We start from the raw sequence: 18,039 nt of genomic DNA, 5'->3' as shown, positions 1-18,039 counted from the left end.
GGGGCGACAGAATCTGGCGCCTCACGCGGGTCCTACTCGGGGTCGGCGAACTCCAGAGCGGCCCACAGCTCGGCCCGTGCCGCGAACGACGACAGGTCGAGCTGGAGGAGCTGCTCGAGGTGGGCCATGCGCGCGCGCAGCGTATGACGGTGGATGCCAAGACCTCGCGCCGCGGGATCCCAGGCGCCGTTGGCCTCCAGCCACGCCCGCGCCGACGCCCGCAGCCGCTCGCGCTCCTCGACCGGCAGCGCCTCCAGCGGCTGCAGCACGGTGCGCGCGAGCACGGAGCCCCCTCGCTCGCGGAGCGCCTCGACCAGACCCCGACCGGCGAGCTCCGCGTACGCCCGCAGGTGCCCGGGGGCGGCGTCGCGCGCGGCCTGTTCCGCGTGCCGCAGGGTCGACGCGAGCGCGTCGCCCGCGCCGTGTCGCGCGGTGCCGACCGCGAGGCCGCGCCGCTCGGCCAGCGCAGCGAGCGCGTCGCCCGCCCCCTCGGCGAGCAGCACGATCACGTCGTCGCCGCGCTCGGCCGAGAACAGTCGCTGCGGGTCGCTCGAGACCAGATCGAGCTCGTCGAGCAGCCCGGGGACCGCGGCCGCGTCGCGGACCACCCCGACCAGGTGGGGAGCCGCCGGAAGACCCCCGAGCGACGACGCGGCGACGCGGCGCGCCGTGTCTTCCTGCCCCGCGACGAGCATGTCGACCACGCCCGCGCGCACCCCCCTCATCGAGGTCTGCAGGTTCCTCTGCTGCTCGAGCGCGATGCTCGCCAGGGCGACGACCGTGGCCACCAGGTCGCGACCGGCCGGATCGAGGGGCTCCGGACCGCCGACGGCGAGCACCCCGCGCAGGCGGGAGCTCTGCCCGATCGTCTGCAGCAGCGCGCCGTTCGCCGACGGGATGACGAGGCTCGCCGCCGTGCGCCGTTCGAGCAGTCGCCGCACTTCGCGCCCGACCTCGCCCTCGACGTCGTCGGGGGCCGATCGCAGCCCGGGCAGCGCCAGACGCCCGCCGACCGCGTCGTACAGGTCGACCCACGCACCGAGCAGGCGCGACAGCGTGTGCAGGATCTCGCGCAGACCGTCGTCGCGTACCGCCGCCCGTGCCACGGCCCGCTGCGCGTCGAGCAGCCATGAGAAGCGGGCAGCGCGCTCAGCGGCGAGAATGTCGGCGACGAAGCGGATGATGCCGATGAAGGGCGCCCGCCCGGCGATCTCCACGATCGGAAGCCCCGCCGCCTCCCCCGCACGCACGACGGCAGCGGGAACGCGCGCGTGGATGATGTCGGTCGCGAAGCCGACCCCCACCACTCCGTGCGCACGCAGGCGGCGACAGTACGCGGCCACCGTCTCGGCATCCGGATCGTCCGAGAACTGGGCGCCGTTGGTCAGCAGCAGGTTCCCCGACTCGAGCCACGGGGTGGGGTCGAGCAGGTCGGAGCTGTGCACCCACGACAGGGGCAGATCGAGCGCGTCGTCGTCGAGCCCCGTCAGGGAGCGCACGGGGAACGAGCCGTCGTCGAGGAGGACGCGAAGGGTGGCGGGCATGGGGGGCCAAACTGTCGATCGTTCCCCGACATTACCGACAAAACGGCGCTGCCGACGCGTGCCCCCGGCGTCGCACACTGGGGGCATGGCCACTCCCCTCACGACGACCCGAAACGCCGAGATCAGCGAGCGCGACCGCTCGAGCGTCTTCCATTCGTGGTCCGCTCAGCGCACCCTCGCTCCGCTCCCCCTCGCCGGAGGCTCGGGCGTCGAGGTGTGGGATGCCGACGGCCGCCGCTACCTCGACTTCTCGAGCATGCTGGTCAACGTCAACATCGGCCATCAGCACCCCCGCGTCGTCGCGGCGATCCAGGAGCAGGCGGCGCAGCTGACCACCGTCGCCCCCGCGCACGCGAACGAGATGCGCGCGCACGCCGCCGAGCTCGTGCTCGAGCGCGCCCCCGAGGGTTTCTCGAAGGTGTTCTTCACCAACGGCGGTGCCGATGCCAACGAGAACGCCATCCGCATGGCGCGGCTGACCACCGGCCGCGACAAGATCGTGTCGCACTACCGCTCGTACCACGGCAACACCGGGGCGGCCATCGTCGCCACCGGCGACTGGCGACGGATGCCGAACGAGTACTCGCGCGGTCACGTGCACGTCTTCGGTCCCTACCTCTACCGCTCCGAGTTCTGGGCCGAGACGCCTGAGCAGGAGTGCGAGCGGGCACTGCGCCACCTCGAGCGCACGGTCCAGGCCGAGGGGCCCGACACCATCGCGGCGTTCCTGTTCGAGACGATCCCCGGCACCGCCGGCATCCTGGTTCCCCCGCCCGGATACCTCGCCGGGGTCCGCGAGATCGCCGATCGCTACGGCATCCTGCTCATCCTCGACGAGGTCATGGCCGGCTTCGCACGGGCGGGCGAGTGGTTCGCCTTCGACGCCTTCGACGTGCGACCCGACCTGATCACCTTCGCCAAGGGCGTGAACTCCGGCTACGTGCCGGTGGGCGGTGTCGTCATCTCGGATGCCGTGGCCCAGACCTTCGAGGACCGCGTCTTCCCCGGCGGGCTGACGTACTCCGGACACCCGCTGGCGGCAGCGTCCATCGTCGCGGCCCAGCAGGCCATGGCCGACGAGGGCGTGATCGAGAACGCGCGACGCATCGGCGACGAGGTCATCGGCCCGCGCCTGCGCACCCTGGCCGAGGAGTCGCCGCTGGTCGGCGAGATCCGCGGTCTCGGAGTGTTCTGGGCCGTCGAGCTCGTCGCCGACCGGGCCACCCGCGAGCCGGTCGCCGCCGCGCGCATCGGCGCGATCAAGGCCGCGATGCTCGAGAAGGGCGTGCTCGGCTTCTTCGCCGAGAACCGCGTGCACGTCGTTCCGCCCGCCGTCATCGGCGATGCCGACGCCCACCGCGGCCTCGACGTGCTGGCCGAGGTGCTGAAGGCCGAGGGCGCCCGCGGCTGACGCCGCGCCCCTCGGGGTTGAGTGTCCAGGACACGCCGCGGTCGCCGGTCCGGCACGGCGTGTCTCGGACACTCAATGCCTCCGCGCAGCCGCGCCGCGCCGCGCCCACCTCCCGTTGAGTGTCCAGAACACGCCGCACGCGCAAGGCCGAAGCGGCGTGTCTTGGACACTCAACAGGGTGGGGGATGCCGCGACCATGCGGCGCGTCGAGCAACGCGGAGATCAGCGTGCGCGGGCTCGTCGCCGCGTTCGCCAGGCCTTCCACGCTCCGGTCGACCACAGGGCCCAGATCACCAGCACAGGCTGGAAGAGCAGACGGATGCCGCGGGCCAGGTCGGTGTCGAGGCCGAACGCATCGGTGCCCCGGACGAACTGCTCCACGTTGCCGGGGAAGATCGCGACGAAGAAGGCCGCGACGATCCAGCCGACTACAACGCGCCGGCGGCGGAGGACGACCAGAGCGAGTCCGAGCGCGATCTCGACGACCCCGGATGCCACCACCGTGACGTCGATCGGGAGCGGAAGCCACGAGGGCACCTGGGCGACGAACTCGTCGCGCGCGAACGAGAGGTGCGCGGTGCCGGTGAACACGAGCGCGGCACCGAGCAGCCAGCGGGCGAGGGTGCGGGGGAGGCTCATCCTCCGAGGGTAGGCGGGATCGCCGTCATGACCCGTCGTCCCGGGGTCGTCGCCCTCCGTCGAGCGTCCAGGACACGCCGTGCGCAGGGGCCCACCACCGGCGTGTCTTGGACACTCGAGGAGCTCGACGCGCGGCCGCGCGTTGCGACGGCCGCCGGCGCCCGAGGTTGCGACGGCCGCCGGCGCCCGAGGAGGAGTCAGCGCCGCAGGATCCGCTGCGCGAGCGCGTTGCCGATCAGCTGCCCGGCCTGCACGATCACGACGATGATCGCGACCGTCACCCACGTCGCCTGCGCGTTGAACTGCTGGTAGCCGTAGATGATGGCGAAGTTTCCGAGCCCGCCGCCGCCGATGTAGCCCGCCATCGCCGACATATCGACGACCGCGATGAACATGAACGTGTACCCGAGGATCAGCGGCGCAAGCGCCTCGGGGATCACGACGCCGAACAGCACCCCGATCCGCCGGGCGCCGACCGCGCGCGCAGCCTCCACGGTGCCGGGGTCGACGGCGACGAGGTTCTGCTCCACCACGCGGGCGATCACGACCGTCGCCATGATCGTGATGGGCACGATCGCGGCATCCGTCCCCAGGGTCGTTCCCGTCACCGCACGCGTGACCGGGGCCACCGCGGTGAGGAAGATGATGAACGGAATGGGACGGATCAGGTTGATCACGAGGTTCGCGATCGCGAAGACCACGCGGTTGGCGAACAGGTTTCCCGGACGCGTGGCGTACAGCAGTGCGCCGATGACCAGCCCCGCGACGCCCGCGATGAGCAGCGACACGGCGACCATGTAGACCGTCTCGCCGATCGACTGCAGCAGAACCGGGGTCAGGGTCTCCCACTTCACGAGCGCACCTCCCGTGCGGGCAGGACGACGTCGGTGTGCGCGCGCAGCTCCGCCACCACGGCGTCGAGATCGTCGCTGTGCACGCGGTAGGTGAGCGTGCCCAGCTGCCGGCCGAGCACGTCGGTCACCCCGCCGTAGACGACCGAGTGACGGGCGTCGTGGCGGTGGAAGACGTTCGAGACGTCTTCGCTCGAGAACTCGTTCACCTCGACGCTGACCAGGTCTCCCCCACCCGCGGCGAGCGCGGCCAGCGCCTCGCCCGAGGGCACGCCCTGCGTCACCGCGGCGACGAACCGCTTGGTCAGGTCGGCGCGCGGGTGCGCGAACACGCGGTACGTGTCGCCGCTGTCGACGACGCGACCGCCGTCCATGACGATCACCTGGTCGCACAGCTCGTGCACGATCGAGATCTGGTGCGTGATGACGACGATCGTGATGCCGAGACGCCGGTTGATCTCGCGCAGCAGGTCGAGCACCTCGGCCGTGGTCTGCGGGTCGAGGGCGCTGGTGGCCTCGTCGGCGAGCAGGATGCGCGGGTCGGTGGCGATCGCCCGGGCGATGCCGACGCGCTGCTTCTGCCCGCCCGACAGGCGCCGGGGGTACTGCTTCGCCTTGTCGCCGATGCCGACGAAGTCGAGCAGCTCGGCGACCCGCTTGTCGCGGTCGGCCTTCTTCCACCCGGCCACCTTGAGCGGATAGGCGACGTTGGCCGCGACCGTGCGCGAGGTGAACAGGTTGAACTGCTGGAAGATCATGCCCACGCGGCGCCGCAGGTCGCGCAGCTTCGCCTCGGATGCCGCCCCCACGTCGACGCCGAGCACCTCTACGGTGCCCGACGTCGGCTGCTCGAGTCCGTTCAGCAGCCGCACGAGGGTCGATTTGCCGGCGCCGGAGTACCCGATCACCCCGACGATCGACCCCTCCTCCACGCGCAGCGACACGTCGTCGACGGCCGTGGTGGTGGAGCGGCGATCGGTGCGGAAGCTCTTCGAGACGCCCCGCAGCTCGATGACCGCGGTCATCCGTTCTGGGCCTTGAGTGCGTCCTCGAGGGTGGTCAGTTCGTCCTGCAGCTGGGCGGCGGTCCAGTCCGCCTTGAACTGCAGGTTGCCCTGGTTGAGCTCGGTGACCGCCGCCTCGACCTCGGTGCTGTGATACGCCGTGACCAGCTTCTCCCAGCGGGGGTCGTCCTTCTTGTCGTCGCGCGTGACGAAGGCGTTGATGTACGGCGCGAGCTGCGGGTTGTTCAGGTCTTCCTTGAAGATGATGAGCTCGTCGCCGAGCCCGCCCTTCTGCGCCTGCGTGTTGTTCACGATCGCGGCCTGCGCACTGCCGTCCTTGAGCGCCGTGACGGTCTGGTTCGTGTCGACGGGCAGCAGCTCGACCTTGGTCGTGACGATGTCGGCCGGCGTCGAGAGGGCGCTGCCGCCGCCCTTCAGGGTGAGGAGCCCCGCCGTCTGCAGGTTGAGCAGACCGCGGGCGAGGTTGGTGGGGTTGTTGGGGATCGCGACCTTGGCGCCCTCGGGCAGGTCCTTCACATCGGTGTACTGCTCGGAGTACAACGCGAGCGGGTAGACCGCGGTGGCCCCCACCGGCACGAGGGTGCCGTTGTTCTCGACGTTGAACTGCGACAGGTAGATGAGGTGCTGGAAGAGGTTCACGTCGAGCTCGCCGTCTTGCACGCCCTGGTTGAGCTGCACGCCGTCGTTGATCGTGCGCACCTCGAGGTCGATGCCCTCTTCGGCGAGCTTCTGCTTCAGCACCGTCCAGTGCGCTTCGGTGCCGTCATCGGCGCCGAGGACGATGCGCGAGGAGTCGTCACCGGATGCCGCACCCCCGGCGCACCCGGTGAGGGCGAAGAGCAGGGCTGCGGTGGAGGCGCCGAGGATCGTGGCCAGGCGTGCGGTGCGGCGTGAAGTCATAAGTCCACGTCATCACGCGCGCCGGGGATGCCGAAGTCGAGGCGTTACGCGTGGTCACGGGGTGTCATGCGGGGTAACGGATTGGGTGGATGCCGAGTGCTCGGCGAAGATCGCGCGGCCCGGGGTGCCACGACCGACGGATAACCTCGAGAGTGATGTCACGGGATGAGAACGCGCGAAGAAATCTGTCCCGGATGCCACGACAGGGCGTCGTCGTGGCCGTCCTCGCCCTCGCGGGCCTGTGCTCGTCGTTCATGTTCACCCTGGTGGTGCCCATCCAGTCGCAGCTGCCCCAGCTGCTGGATGCGTCGCGCGACGACACCGCCTGGGTCGTGACCTCGACGCTGCTCGCCGCGGCCGTCACCACCCCGATCGCCGGCCGCCTCGGCGACATGTACGGCAAGCGGCGCATCGTGCTCGTGCTGCTGGCGGTGATGATGCTGGGCTCGGTGATCGCCGCCCTGTCGACCGGCATCATCGGCATGATCATCGGGCGCGCCCTGCAGGGGGCCGTCGTGGGCGTGGTGCCGCTGGGCATCTCGATCCTGCGTGACGTGCTGCACGAGAACCGCGTCGACAGTGCGATCGCGCTCATGAGCGCCACGCTCGGCGTGGGTGGCGCTCTGGGACTGCCGATCAGCGCCCTGGTCGCCGAGAACACCGACTGGCACTGGCTGTTCTGGATCGCCGGCGGCCTCGGCGCCGTCGTCTTCGTGCTGACGCTCTGGATCGTGCCGGTGAGCGTGCTCCGCACCGCCGGACGCTTCGACTACCTGGGCGCGGCGGGTCTCGCGGTCGGCCTGATCGGTGTGCTCCTCGCCGTGTCGCGGGGGAACGCGTGGGGCTGGACCTCACCCGTCACCCTCGCCCTCGCGATCGGCGGGGTCGCGGTGCTGCTGCTGTGGGGCTGGTACGAGCTGCGCATCGACTCCCCGCTGCTCGACCTGCGCGTCGCCGCCCGCCGCCCAGTCCTGCTCACGAACCTCGCCTCGGTCGCGATGGGCTTCGCCCTGTTCACCTCGAACGTCGCCTACCCGCAGATGCTCGAGCTGCCGATCGCGACCGGCGTGGGTCTCGGCCTGTCGCTTCTCGCGGCGAGCCTGGTCGTCATGCCCTCGGGGCTCGTGATGATGGTGCTCTCGCCGATCTCCGGCGCCCTCGCGCGCACGATCGGCCCGCGCGTGCTGCTGGTCGCCGGAGCGATCTCGCTCATCGTGGCCTACGGCTTCAGCCTCACGTTCTCGAGCGAGGTCTGGCACTTCGTCGTCGCCAACATCCTCATCGGCTTCGGGATCGGCTTCGGCTACGCCGCGATGCCGATGCTCATCATGCGCGCGGTCCCGCCGAGCGAGACGGGCGCCTCGAACGGCCTCAACGCCCTGGCCCGCTCCCTCGGCACGAGCACCTCCGCCGCGATCGTCGGCGTGGTGCTCGCGACACTCTCGACCGGTGAGGGCGACACCCGCGTGCCGACGGCCGACGCCTTCCAGGTGTCGTTCCTGCTCGGCATCGGCGCGGCCGTCATCGCGCTGGTCCTGGCGCTGCTGATCCCGAAGCGGAGCGCACCCGCCCCCGAGCGGGCGTCACTCCCGGAGTGACCCCGCCGACCTGAACCGCTCCCCGCTCAGTCCAGCAGCAGCGCCGGCTCCTCGAGCACGGATGCCACGTCGGCGATGAACCGCGAGATCCCGTCGCCGTCGACCACGCGGTGATCGAACGACCCCGACACGGTGGTCACCCAGCGGGGGCGCACCTCGCCGTCGACGACCCACGGCTTCTGGCGGATCGCGCCCAGGGCGATGATGCCGGCCTCACCCGGGTTGATGATCGGGGTACCGGCATCCACTCCGAAGACGCCGATGTTCGTGATCGTGAACGTTCCGCCGGTCTGGTCGGCCGGGCTCGTCTTGCCCTCGCGCGCGGTGAGGGTGAGGTTCTCGAGCGCCTTGGCCAGCTCGCGCGTGTTCATCGCCTGCGCGTCTTTGATGTTCGGCACGAGCAGGCCGCGCGGGGTGGCGGCGGCGATGCCGAGGTTGACGTAGTGACGCACGCTGATCTGCGCGCCGTCCTCGGTGTCGACCCAGGCGGCGTTGATCATCGGGGTGCGGCGCAGGGCCCAGATCACGGCGCGCGCCATGATCAGCAGCGGCGAGATCTTCACGTCGGCGAAGTCGGCCGAGGCCTTGAGCCGCTTGACGAACTCCATGGTGCGCGAGGCGTCGACGTCGACCCACACCGAGACGTGCGGGGCGGAGTAGGCGCTCGAGGTCATCGCGTTGGCGGTCGCCTTGCGCACGCCGCGCACCGGGATCGACTCCTCGCGGGCGTCGGCGACCGGCGCCGGGGCGGCGGGGGCGGGCACGGGGATCGTCTCTTCGCGCACGGCGCCCCACGCCGGCGTCTCGATGTTGCGGAAGACGCTGGCCTGGTCGGCGTGCTTCACGACGTCGTCGCGGGTCACTTCGCCCGCGGGACCGCTGGGCGTGACGGCCGACAGGTCGACCCCGAGGTCGCGCGCGAGCTTGCGGATCGGGGGCTTGGCGACCACACCGACGGATGCCTTGACCGGACGCTCCGCGGGTGCGCGACGCCGCGACGACACCGCTCCGCCCGTGCCGTAACCGACCAATACGGCACCGCCGGCGTCGTCGGGCTCGGGCACCGTGGTGGGGGCCGCGGGGGCCGGGGGCGCGGCATCCGCGGAGCCGATGGTGATGATCGGAACGCCCACCTCGACGGTGGCGCCCTCGACGGCGAGGAGTTCTCCGACCGTGCCCGAGAAGGGCGAGGGCAGCTCGACGAGCGACTTGGCGGTCTCGATCTCGACGATCACGTCGTTGACCTCGACGGTGTCGCCCGGGGCGACGCGCCACTGCACGATCTCGGCCTCGGTGAGGCCTTCTCCGACGTCGGGGAGAACGAAGGTCTGCTCGGTCACGGTGTGTCCTTTGCTCGGGAGCCAGCTTGTCACCGGCGACGCCGCAACGGAATGCTCCGGCGGGCGGGAGGGCAGCGGGTCAGTAGGCGAGAGACCGGTCGACGGCCTCGAGGATGCGGTCGGCGTCGGGCAGGTACGTGCCCTCGAGCTTCGCGGGAGGGAACGGCACGTCGAAGCCCGACACCCGCAGCACGGGGGCCTCGAGGGCGAAGAACGCCCGCTCCATGACGGTGGCCGCGATCTCGGAACCGAGCGAGGTGAAGCCCGGTGCCTCCTGCGCGTAGACCATGCGTCCGGTGCGGCGCACCGAGTCGAGCAGCGGGCCGTAGTCGACCGGCGAGAGCGACCGCAGGTCGATGACCTCGCAGCTCGTGCCCTCGCTCTCGGCGAGCGCGGCCGCCTGCAGCAGGGTGGTGACCATGGCGCCGTGACCGACGAGGGTGACGTCGGTCCCGCGGCGCACGATGCGGCTGGCGTGCAGCGGCAGCGCGGGGGCCTCGGTGTCGACCTCGCCCTTCTGCCAGTACTTCGCCTTGGGCTCGAGGAAGATGACGGGGTCGAGCGAGGCGATGGCCTGCTGCATCATCCAGTACGCGTCGTTGGCGTTCGAGGGGCTGACGACCCGCAGGCCCGGGGTGTGCGTGAAGTACGCCTCGGGGCTCTCCTGGTGGTGCTCGACCGCGCCGATGTGTCCGCCGTAGGGAATGCGGATGACGACGGGCATGCGCACGCCGCCCTCGTGGCGGTTCGTGATCTTCGCCAGCTGCGAGGTGATCTGGTCGAACGCGGGAAAGACGAAGCCGTCGAACTGGATCTCGAGCACGGGCTTGAACCCGCCCATCGCGAGGCCGATCGCGGTTCCGACGATGCCCGACTCGGCCAGGGGCGAGTCGATGACGCGGCGCGGTCCGAAGTCCTTCTGCAGCCCCTCGGTGACGCGGAAGACGCCGCCGAGCGGCCCGATGTCCTCGCCCATGAGCAGCACGCGGTCGTCGGTCTCGAGCGCGCGGCGCAGGCCCGCGTTCAGGGCCCGGCTGATCGGCAGGTTCTCGGTCATTTCGCGCCCCCCTCCATCGACGTCTCGTAGTCGTCGAGCCAGCGCTGCTCCGACTCGATGAGCGCATGCGCCTCGGAGTAGACGCTCTCGAACATGTGCACCCGGGGCAGGCCGCCGAGCTCGTTCGTGCGGGTGCGCACGTCGTCGGCGAGCGCCCGGCCCTCGGCATCCGCGTCGTCGAAGAACTGCTGCGAGGCGCCGCGGCCCTCGAGGAACGCGCGCATGCGGACGATCGGGTCGCGCCGGCCCCACGACTGCTCCTCGTCGGAGGTGCGGTACTTGGTGGGGTCGTCGCTCGTGGTGTGCGCGCCCATGCGGTAGGTCATCGCCTCGATCGCGCGGGGTCCGCCACCGGCCCGGGCCTCGTCGAGGGCGAGCTTCGACACGGCGTAGCTGGCGAGCACGTCGTTGCCGTCGACCTGCAGGCTCGGGATGCCGTACCCCTCGCCGCGCTTGTACAGCGGAGAGCGCGACTGGGTGGCGACGGGCACCGAGATGGCCCACTGGTTGTTCTGCAGGAAGAAGACCTCGGGGGTCTGGAAGCTCGCGGCGAAGACCATCGCCTCGTGCACGTCGCCCTGGCTGGAGGCACCGTCGCCGTAGTAGACGATGACGGCCTCATCGCGCTCGGGGTCGCCGGTGCCGCTCTTGCCGTCGAAGACCAGGCCCATCGCCAGGCCCGTGGCGTGCAGCGTCTGCGCGCCGAGCACGAGCGTGTAGATGTGCGTGTTGCCGTTCTTCGGGTCGGTCGGGTCCCACCCGCCGTGGGTGAGTCCGCGCATGAGCCGGATGATGTCGAGCGGGTCGACGCCGCGGATGCGGGTGACCACGTGCTCGCGGTACGAGGGGAACAGGTGGTCCTGGGCCCGCGCGGCGCGGGCGGAGCCGACCTGCGCGGCCTCTTGACCGAACGAGGGGGGCCACAGGGCGAGCTGCCCTTGACGCTGCAGGTTGGTCGCCTGCACGTCGAAGGCGCGGATCGAGACCATGTCGCGGTAGAACGTCTCGAGTTCGGCGTCGGTCAGCGCGTCGATGAGCGGCAGATAGCGCTCGGCCGTGGGCGTGGGGGCCAGCGAACCGTCGGCGGCGAGAACGCGCACGAGAGCGGGGTCATCGAGCGGGGTCATGCTCCCACGCTAATGCTCGCCTTATGCCGAGGACCGCATGAGGTGCACAACGGATGCCGCGATTCGGGGTTCGATACCGACAAACGCCGCACCCGGTCAGCGCGGAGCGACGGAGGCCGCGGCCTCGACGATCCGATCGAGGGACTCCTCTTCACCGATCGAGATGCGCACGCCGTCGCCCGCGAAGGGACGCACGACCAAACCCGCCTCTTCGAACGCCGCGGCGACCTCGACAGCCCGCTCCCCGGCGGGGAGCCACACGAAATTGCCCTGGGTGTCGGGCACCGGCCAGCCCGCCTCGCGCAGACGCGCGACGAGACCGTCGCGGCGCTGGGCGATGACGGTGACGCGCTCGAGCAGTTCCGACTCGGCGCGCAGGCTCGCGAGCGCGGCCTCTTCGGCGGCGGCCGTCACCGACAGGGGAATGGCCGTGCTGCGCGCGGCGTCGAGCACACGCGTGTGGCCGATGGCGTATCCGACGCGCAGGCCCGCCAGACCGTAGGCCTTGCTGAAGGTGCGCAGCACCACGATGTTGGGGCGGGCGATGATCGCGCGCACGCGGTCGCCCTCGACCGACGCGGGGTCGGTGACGAACTCGGCGTAGGCCTCGTCGAGCACGATGAGCACGTCGGCGGGTACGGAGTCGACGAAGGCGGCGAACTCGTCGTGGGTGACGGTGGGGCCCGTCGGGTTGTTCGGGCTGCACACGATGATCAGGCGCGTGCGATCGGTGACCGCGGCGGCCATCGCGGGCAGGTCGTGACGGAAGTCCGCGGTGAGCGGCACCGGCACGCTCGTCGCCCCGGCGACCGCGACCAGAGACGGGTAGGCCTCGAACGAGCGCCACGCGTACACGACCTCGTCGCCGGGACCCGAGGTCGCCAGCAGCAGCTGTGCGAGCAGCGACACGCTGCCGGCACCGACGTGCACGTCGTCGGGCGAGACGCCGTGGCGTGCGGCGAGACGTTCGCGCAGGCGGGCGGCCGTGGCATCCGGATACCGGTTGATGCCGGTCGCCCCCTGGATCGCCTCGAGCACCCCGGGGAGCGGGTCGAACGGGTTCTCGTTGCTCGACAGCTTGAACGCGTCGGGGCTGGCCTGACGCCCCTGGCGGTACGCCGGCAGCGCGGCGATCTCGGGGCGGATACGGGGCAGAACCGGCTCGTCACTCACCCCGCGAGCCTAACCGCGAGGCCCCCGCGCGCGTCAGTCCCCTCTTTCGACGGCTTCTCCACAGCCCGCGGAGCGGGATCGGTCCCGGGTGCAGCGCCCCGTCCGTGCCAAGGTGGAGGCATGCGCTTCGTCGTTCGCGTGGCCGTCAACGCCTTCGCCATCTGGATCGTCACCCTGCTGCCCGCCCTAGAGGTGCGGCTCATTCCGTTCGCGCCGGGCGAGGCCCTGCAGGTCGCCCTCACCGTGCTGGTGGTCGGGCTCATCTTCGCGCTCGTGAACACCCTCATCGGCACGGTGGTGAAGTTCGTCGCGATCCCGCTCTACATCCTCACGCTCGGACTCATCTCGCTCGTCATCAACGGATTCCTGCTGTGGCTGACGGCCGTCATCACCGAGAACTGGGACTGGGGCCTGCGCACCGGCGAGTTCTGGCTCACCGCCGTCGCGGCCCTGCTCATCGGCATCATCAACGCCGTCCTCGGTGGGCTGCTGCGCCCGCGCAAAGAAGAGCGCTCACGCCGCTGATGCGCGAAAAGCGCTTCCCCGCCATGATGGGGGGATGACCGCGAGTGCCGACGCGCCCTTCCGCGTCGTGTTCGTGTGCAGCGGCAACATCTGTCGCTCCCCCATGGCCGACGTGGTGTTCCGCCGTCTCGCGGAGATCTCGGGGCTCTCGTCACGCGTGGCCTCCAGCTCGGCCGGTACCGGCGACTGGCACGTGGGCGAGCGCGCCGACCACCGCACCCTCGCGGTCCTGGACCGCCACGGCTACGACGGTTCGTCGCACCGCGCGCGGCAGTTCCAGTACGCCGACTTCGAGCACAACGACCTGGTCGTGGCGCTCGACCGCAGCCACGAGCGCGTGCTGCGCGGCTGGGCGCACGACGACGACGCGGCCGACAAGATCGCACTGCTGCAGTCGTTCCTCCCCGATGCCGACACCCTCGACGTGCCCGACCCGTACTACGCCGGGGCCCCGATGTTCGACGAGGTGCTCGGTATGATCGAACGCGCAAGCCGAGCCCTGTTCCGACAGCTCGAGCCCGCCATCCGTACCGCGGGCTGACCCGTTCGCGCGATCCCCGGGAGACCCGTGTCCTCTCTGCCTCCGCAGCCCCTCAGCCCCCTCGACGGCCGGTACTTCGCCACCGTCGCAGAACTCGGCGACTACCTGTCGGAGGCGGGCCTGAACCGCGCCCGCGTCGAGGTCGAGGTCGAATGGCTGCTCGCCCTGACCGACCGTTCGCTGTTCGGCACCTCGCCCGTGTCCGACGCCGACCGCACGCGTCTGCGGGCACTCTACGAAGAGTTCGGCGCCGACGAGATCGCCTGGCTCAAAGAGAAAGAAGCCGTCACCCGCCACGACGTGAAGGCCGTCGAGTACCTCGTGCGCGACCGGCTCGACACCCTCGGGCTGACGGCGCTCGCCGAGCTGACGCACTTCGCGTGCACCAGCGAAGACATCAACTCCACCGCCTACGCCCTCACCGTGCAGCGCGCGGTCGAGCGCGTGTGGCTGCCGAAGCTCCGCTCGGTCACCGCCGCCCTCGCCGAGCTCGCCGTCGAGCACCGCGACGCGGCCATGCTCTCGCGCACCCACGGCCAGCCCGCCACGCCCACCACCATGGGCAAAGAGATCGGCGTCTTCGCGTGGCGCCTCGAGCGCGTCATCCGCCAGCTCGACGCCGGGGAGTACCTCGCCAAGTTCTCGGGCGCCACCGGCACCTGGTCGGCGCACGTCGCCGCCGAACCCGACGTCGACTGGCCCGAGCTCACGCGCACGTTCATCGAGTCGCTCGGCCTGGGCTTCAACCCGGTCACGACGCAGATCGAATCGCACGACTGGCAGGTCGAGCTGTACGACCGCGCGCGGCACGCGGGCGGCATCCTGCACAACCTCGCCACCGACATCTGGACCTACATCTCACTCGGCTACTTCACGCAGATCCCCGTCGCCGGCGCCACGGGGTCGTCGACCATGCCGCACAAGATCAACCCGATCCGGTTCGAGAACGCCGAGGCGAACCTCGAGATCGCCGGCGGACTGTTCGGCACCCTGGCATCCACCCTCGTCACCAGCCGCCTGCAGCGCGACCTCACCGACTCGACCACCCAGCGCAACATCGGCGTCGCCTTCGGCCACTCGCTGCTCGCGCTCGACAACCTGCAGCGCGGGCTCACCGAGATCTCGCTCGCCGAGAAGGTGCTGCTGGCCGACCTCGACGTGAACTGGGAGGTGCTCGCCGAGGCCATCCAGACCGTGGTGCGCGCCGAGATCGCCGCGGGCCGCTCGCGCATCACCGACCCCTACGCCCTGCTCAAAGACCTCACACGCGGTCGGCGCGTGGGCGGCGCCGAGCTGGCGGAGTTCGTGCGCGGCCTCGACATCGGCGACGCCGCGAAAGAGCGCCTGCTCGCGCTCACGCCCGCCGCGTACGCGGGGCTGGCGTCGAAGGTGGTCGACGCGCTGTAGGGCGGGGCCGCCGCGGGGGCAGCCCACGGCGCGAGCCGACGTCTGTGCTCTCGCTCCGACCTCGGAGCCATGTGCCGAACTCCTGAGAAGGGGGGCGCCTCTGCCTCCGAGACGGGAGAAACGGCGCGAGCAGGCAATTCCTCAGGAGTTCGGCTCGCCCCGAAGAGCCGCCTCCCCGCCCCCGCCGACCTTCCGACGCCCACCCCGTCGGTCGGCCCGTCGACAACCGTTGCCCCTCGGCGCGTGCCGGACTCCGGAGAAATCGACGGCGTGGGCGGATCGGCCCCGGTTTCTCGCGGGTCTTGGCTCGACGGCCACGATTTCTCAGGAGTTCGGCACACCGTGCATCCCGTGACACACCGCCACGCGGCGACCCCGGCGACGCGCAGAAGCCGCGGACGGGAGAATGGATGCCATGCGCGCGATGATCATGGATGCCCTGGCCGAGCCGCTCGAGGTGCGCGAGGTCGAGGCCCCGACCGCCCCGGCGGGCGGCGTCGTGGTCGAGGTGCACGCGACCGGCCTGTGCAAGAGCGACTGGCACGCCTGGGTCGGCCACGACGACGTGTCGCTGCCGCACGTTCCCGGTCATGAGCTGGCCGGTCTGATCGTCGAGGTGGGCGATGGCGTCCAGCGCTGGAGCGTCGGCGACCGCGTGACCGTGCCGTTCGTGATGGGCTGCGGCGCGTGCGAGTGGTGCCTCGGCGGCAACGCGCAGGTGTGCCCCGACCAGCAGCAGCCCGGGTTCACGCAGTGGGGTTCCTTCGCCGAGCGGGTGGTGCTGCGCGCGGCCGACACGAACGTCGTGCGCATTCCCGACGGCGTCTCGTTCGAGGCGGCCGCGGCCCTCGGCTGCCGCTTCGCCACGGCCTACCGCGCGCTCACCGGCCGCGCGCGCGTGACGGCCGGGGAGTGGATCACCGTGGTCGGCGCGGGCGGGGTCGGACTCAGCGCCGTGATGATCGGCGTCGCCCTCGGCGCGCGCGTGATCGCCGTCGATCGCACTCCCGCCGCCCTCGACGCGGCGCGGCGCCTCGGCGCGGAGCACGCCCTCGTCGCCGACGGCTCCGACATCGCCGCGGCGGTGCACGAGCTCGCCGGCGGCGGAAGCCACGTCTCGGTCGACGCGGTCGGCAGCGCCCAGACGGCCCGTGACGCGGTGCTGAGCCTGCGGCGCCGCGGACGCCACGTGCAGATCGGCCTGCTGCCCACGGCCGACGGCCTGACGTCGATGCCGATGGCGCGCGTGATCGCATGGGAACTCGACCTGCTCGGCAGCCACGGCATGGCCGCGGTCGACTACCCCGAGATGCTCTCGCTCATCGAGAGCGGTGCCCTGCGCCCGCACGACCTCATCGAGCGCGTCATCGGCCTCGGCGAAGCCGCGACGCTGCTGCCGGGCATGGACTCCGCGTCACCGGCGGGCATGACGATGATCGACCCGCGTCGGGCCTGAGCGCGGGGGCGGCACGCGCCCAGCGTCACGGTCGGTGCGCGCCGAGGTCGGTGCGGGGCCGAAGCCGACGCACGGCTGGCGCGCTCCGGGGGCCGGAATCCGGCCGGGATCGGTGCTCGGCGGAGGAGATGTGGCCGAGGGCGTACCGAATTCGGCGCTGAGCCCTCCGCTCGTCCCAGGCCCTCCGCTCGTCACCGCGCGGGCGCGATGCGGTCGGCGTCAGACCTTCGGGGCGGCGGTGTCGCCGTCGGGGCCGTCTGCGGCGCTCCGGGTCGGTCGCTTCGCGTCCGTGGGGTCGGTGGTCGCCGCCGGGTTCGGTGCCGCAGGGGCCGCCGCGGCCGCGCCGGTGGCAGCGGCATCCTGATCATCCGTCGGCAGCAGCAGCGGACGGTCGATGGTCGCGGTGACCTTCGAGGGGTCGACCATGAGCAGCAGCAGTGCCACGCTGACGAGCGTGACGATGAACGTCGCTCCCGCGGCCACCGCCGCCACCACGAGGGCGCGCTGGATCTCTTCGGCGGGCCGGGTCTGGAAGAACCCCATCGACATGAGCGTGACGAAGCCTGCGAACAGAGCGGCGACGAAGGCGAGGCCCAGAAGCTGAACGGGCTTCATCAGGTCGCGGCGGGTGGGCTTGTCGGTCATGACGCGGCCTCTTCCGAAGGTAGGGCCGGAGCGGCCTCGGGGCGGCGGGGTGAGAAGCCCGCGATGGCCAGGAACACGGCGACGACCGCCGCGTATCCGCCGAAGAGTCCCACGGCGATGGTGATTCCGGTGAGGGTGAACGAGCCCGCCCCGGCGATGCTGTAGTCGAGCGTGTACTGCTGGAACGGCAGCAGCAGTGCGGCGCCGAGAACCAGGCTCAGGATGCCGATGAGCACCCCGTCGCGCACACCGTCGGTGCGGCCGGCGCGGCGATCGCGCCGTGCCCCCAGCAGTTCGATGAGCCCGGTGAGCAGAGCCCACGCGATGACGACGCCGAAGAAGAAGCCCGTGGTGCGCCACGCGGGCACGCTGCTCGCCAGGCCCGCGAGGATCGAGACGACCGCGAGCAGCACGGGAGTCGCGCGCTCGGCGCGGGGGAAGACGAGCCAGGCCGACAGGGCGAAGACGAGGCCCGTGGCGAGCGCGAACCCGCTGAACACGCCGAGCCCGAGGGGCGCCGAGTGATCCGGGGAGAACGTCACCATGACGGCGGCGAGCGCCGCGAAAAGGGCGCGCGCGAGCTGCACGTGGCGCAGGTCGAACGAGCGCACAGAGGAAGGAGTGGTCACGGAGAGTCCCGGAGAGGCGGAGTCGATGGCATCCAGTCTATTCCTCGGCACCTGTGCGGACCTCGGGGCCGCTCGACGTCGAGACGCCCGGGCCCCACGGGTCCCTGCCACGGTCGACGCCGACGGGAGCCTCGTCTCGGCTCGGTCTTCGAGCGCTACGAGGCGACCGGGC

The 18,039-nt window shown here is 71.3% G+C and carries 17 protein-coding genes; 6 read left to right on the top strand and 11 right to left on the bottom strand.

The features are described 5' to 3' along the window. Positions 1-32: 32 nt before the first annotated feature. Entirely contained in the window at positions 33-1,544 is a 1,512-nt protein-coding gene (locus IFU40_RS02485) for a PucR family transcriptional regulator (RefSeq protein ID WP_191925254.1), read from the bottom strand. An 85-nt stretch (positions 1,545-1,629) separates the two neighbouring features. On the opposite strand from IFU40_RS02485, the gene IFU40_RS02480 reads away from it, so the two are divergent. Continuing rightward, on the top strand, positions 1,630-2,955 hold the full coding sequence (locus tag IFU40_RS02480) for an aspartate aminotransferase family protein (RefSeq protein ID WP_191925253.1): 1,326 nt from the start codon (positions 1,630-1,632) through the stop codon (positions 2,953-2,955). A gap of 222 nt (positions 2,956-3,177) precedes the next feature. Here IFU40_RS02480 and IFU40_RS02475 read toward each other — a convergent pair whose 3' ends face one another. From IFU40_RS02475 to IFU40_RS02460, 4 genes are all read right to left on the bottom strand, one after another. Further along, the gene (locus IFU40_RS02475; RefSeq protein ID WP_191925252.1) at positions 3,178-3,594 is read right to left on the bottom strand and encodes a DoxX family protein; all 417 of its coding nucleotides are present in this window, start codon (positions 3,592-3,594) and stop codon (positions 3,178-3,180) included. A 197-nt stretch (positions 3,595-3,791) separates the two neighbouring features. Continuing rightward, positions 3,792-4,391 (bottom strand): methionine ABC transporter permease, encoded by a 600-nt coding sequence (locus IFU40_RS02470; protein WP_206754868.1) that lies wholly within the window; start codon positions 4,389-4,391, stop codon positions 3,792-3,794. A 53-nt stretch (positions 4,392-4,444) separates the two neighbouring features. Further along, positions 4,445-5,470, bottom strand: coding sequence for a methionine ABC transporter ATP-binding protein (locus tag IFU40_RS02465; protein ID WP_191925251.1), 1,026 nt, complete (start codon positions 5,468-5,470; stop codon positions 4,445-4,447). After that, positions 5,467-6,369 (bottom strand): MetQ/NlpA family ABC transporter substrate-binding protein, encoded by a 903-nt coding sequence (locus IFU40_RS02460; protein ID WP_191925250.1) that lies wholly within the window; start codon positions 6,367-6,369, stop codon positions 5,467-5,469. The genes IFU40_RS02465 and IFU40_RS02460 overlap by 4 nt, the downstream gene beginning before the upstream one ends. Before the next feature lie 194 nt (positions 6,370-6,563). Here IFU40_RS02460 and IFU40_RS02455 point away from each other — a divergent pair, with 194 nt between their 5' ends. Beyond that, the gene (locus IFU40_RS02455) at positions 6,564-7,967 is read left to right on the top strand and encodes an MFS transporter (RefSeq protein ID WP_191925249.1); all 1,404 of its coding nucleotides are present in this window, start codon (positions 6,564-6,566) and stop codon (positions 7,965-7,967) included. A 26-nt stretch (positions 7,968-7,993) separates the two neighbouring features. Here IFU40_RS02455 and IFU40_RS02450 read toward each other — a convergent pair whose 3' ends face one another. The 4 genes from IFU40_RS02450 to IFU40_RS02435 form a co-directional block, all read right to left on the bottom strand. Then, positions 7,994-9,307 (bottom strand): 2-oxo acid dehydrogenase subunit E2, encoded by a 1,314-nt coding sequence (locus IFU40_RS02450; RefSeq protein WP_191925248.1) that lies wholly within the window; start codon positions 9,305-9,307, stop codon positions 7,994-7,996. Positions 9,308-9,386: 79 nt separating this feature from the next. Beyond that, positions 9,387-10,364 carry an alpha-ketoacid dehydrogenase subunit beta gene (locus IFU40_RS02445; protein WP_070408968.1) on the bottom strand — a complete coding sequence of 326 codons (978 nt, stop codon included), beginning with the start codon at positions 10,362-10,364 and terminating at the stop codon, positions 9,387-9,389. Further along, a complete protein-coding gene (locus tag IFU40_RS02440; protein ID WP_191925247.1) occupies positions 10,361-11,491 on the bottom strand; it encodes a thiamine pyrophosphate-dependent enzyme in 1,131 nt (376 codons plus the stop codon). Before IFU40_RS02440 ends, IFU40_RS02445 begins: the two co-directional genes overlap by 4 nt. A gap of 96 nt (positions 11,492-11,587) precedes the next feature. Continuing rightward, a complete protein-coding gene (locus tag IFU40_RS02435) occupies positions 11,588-12,664 on the bottom strand; it encodes a histidinol-phosphate transaminase (RefSeq protein WP_191925246.1) in 1,077 nt (358 codons plus the stop codon). Positions 12,665-12,784: 120 nt separating this feature from the next. Here IFU40_RS02435 and IFU40_RS02430 point away from each other — a divergent pair, with 120 nt between their 5' ends. The 4 genes from IFU40_RS02430 (at position 12,785) to IFU40_RS02415 (ending at position 16,593) form a co-directional block, all read left to right on the top strand. Beyond that, a complete protein-coding gene (locus IFU40_RS02430; protein WP_191925245.1) occupies positions 12,785-13,189 on the top strand; it encodes a phage holin family protein in 405 nt (134 codons plus the stop codon). Positions 13,190-13,223: 34 nt separating this feature from the next. Beyond that, entirely contained in the window at positions 13,224-13,730 is a 507-nt protein-coding gene (locus IFU40_RS02425) for a low molecular weight protein-tyrosine-phosphatase (RefSeq protein ID WP_055935022.1), read from the top strand. 27 nt (positions 13,731-13,757) lie between these two features. Then, positions 13,758-15,137 carry an adenylosuccinate lyase gene (gene purB, locus IFU40_RS02420; RefSeq protein WP_070408966.1) on the top strand — a complete coding sequence of 460 codons (1,380 nt, stop codon included), beginning with the start codon at positions 13,758-13,760 and terminating at the stop codon, positions 15,135-15,137. Positions 15,138-15,552: 415 nt separating this feature from the next. Continuing rightward, positions 15,553-16,593, top strand: coding sequence for a zinc-dependent alcohol dehydrogenase family protein (locus IFU40_RS02415; RefSeq protein ID WP_191925244.1), 1,041 nt, complete (start codon positions 15,553-15,555; stop codon positions 16,591-16,593). A 219-nt stretch (positions 16,594-16,812) separates the two neighbouring features. Here IFU40_RS02415 and IFU40_RS16740 read toward each other — a convergent pair whose 3' ends face one another. Continuing rightward, complete coding sequence (locus IFU40_RS16740) at positions 16,813-17,238, bottom strand: amino acid transporter (protein ID WP_249404026.1); 426 nt, start codon at positions 17,236-17,238, stop codon at positions 16,813-16,815. After that, on the bottom strand, positions 17,235-17,867 hold the full coding sequence (locus IFU40_RS02405) for a hypothetical protein (RefSeq protein WP_055832461.1): 633 nt from the start codon (positions 17,865-17,867) through the stop codon (positions 17,235-17,237). The genes IFU40_RS16740 and IFU40_RS02405 overlap by 4 nt, the downstream gene beginning before the upstream one ends. Positions 17,868-18,039 lie beyond the last annotated feature (172 nt).

The sequence above is a fragment of the Microbacterium sp. CFBP 13617 genome (assembly GCF_014839445.1).
In the GTDB taxonomy this organism is placed as follows: domain Bacteria; phylum Actinomycetota; class Actinomycetes; order Actinomycetales; family Microbacteriaceae; genus Microbacterium.
This window is presented reverse-complemented; position numbering and strand designations above follow the sequence as displayed.

What these genes read in the sequence shown, in the direction of transcription:
- IFU40_RS02485 (WP_191925254.1), bottom strand. Translation starts at nt 1,544, where the DNA reads ATGCCCGCCACCCTTCGCGTCCTCCTCGACGACGGCTCGTTCCCCGTG.
- IFU40_RS02480 (WP_191925253.1), top strand. Translation starts at nt 1,630, where the DNA reads ATGGCCACTCCCCTCACGACGACCCGAAACGCCGAGATCAGCGAGCGC.
- IFU40_RS02475 (WP_191925252.1), bottom strand. Translation starts at nt 3,594, where the DNA reads ATGAGCCTCCCCCGCACCCTCGCCCGCTGGCTGCTCGGTGCCGCGCTC.
- IFU40_RS02470 (WP_206754868.1), bottom strand. Translation starts at nt 4,391, where the DNA reads ATGGTCGCCGTGTCGCTGCTCATCGCGGGCGTCGCGGGGCTGGTCATC.
- IFU40_RS02465 (WP_191925251.1), bottom strand. Translation starts at nt 5,470, where the DNA reads ATGACCGCGGTCATCGAGCTGCGGGGCGTCTCGAAGAGCTTCCGCACC.
- IFU40_RS02460 (WP_191925250.1), bottom strand. Translation starts at nt 6,369, where the DNA reads ATGACTTCACGCCGCACCGCACGCCTGGCCACGATCCTCGGCGCCTCC.
- IFU40_RS02455 (WP_191925249.1), top strand. Translation starts at nt 6,564, where the DNA reads ATGCCACGACAGGGCGTCGTCGTGGCCGTCCTCGCCCTCGCGGGCCTG.
- IFU40_RS02445 (WP_070408968.1), bottom strand. Translation starts at nt 10,364, where the DNA reads ATGACCGAGAACCTGCCGATCAGCCGGGCCCTGAACGCGGGCCTGCGC.
- IFU40_RS02440 (WP_191925247.1), bottom strand. Translation starts at nt 11,491, where the DNA reads ATGACCCCGCTCGATGACCCCGCTCTCGTGCGCGTTCTCGCCGCCGAC.
- IFU40_RS02430 (WP_191925245.1), top strand. Translation starts at nt 12,785, where the DNA reads ATGCGCTTCGTCGTTCGCGTGGCCGTCAACGCCTTCGCCATCTGGATC.
- IFU40_RS02425 (WP_055935022.1), top strand. Translation starts at nt 13,224, where the DNA reads ATGACCGCGAGTGCCGACGCGCCCTTCCGCGTCGTGTTCGTGTGCAGC.
- IFU40_RS02415 (WP_191925244.1), top strand. Translation starts at nt 15,553, where the DNA reads ATGCGCGCGATGATCATGGATGCCCTGGCCGAGCCGCTCGAGGTGCGC.
- IFU40_RS16740 (WP_249404026.1), bottom strand. Translation starts at nt 17,238, where the DNA reads ATGACCGACAAGCCCACCCGCCGCGACCTGATGAAGCCCGTTCAGCTT.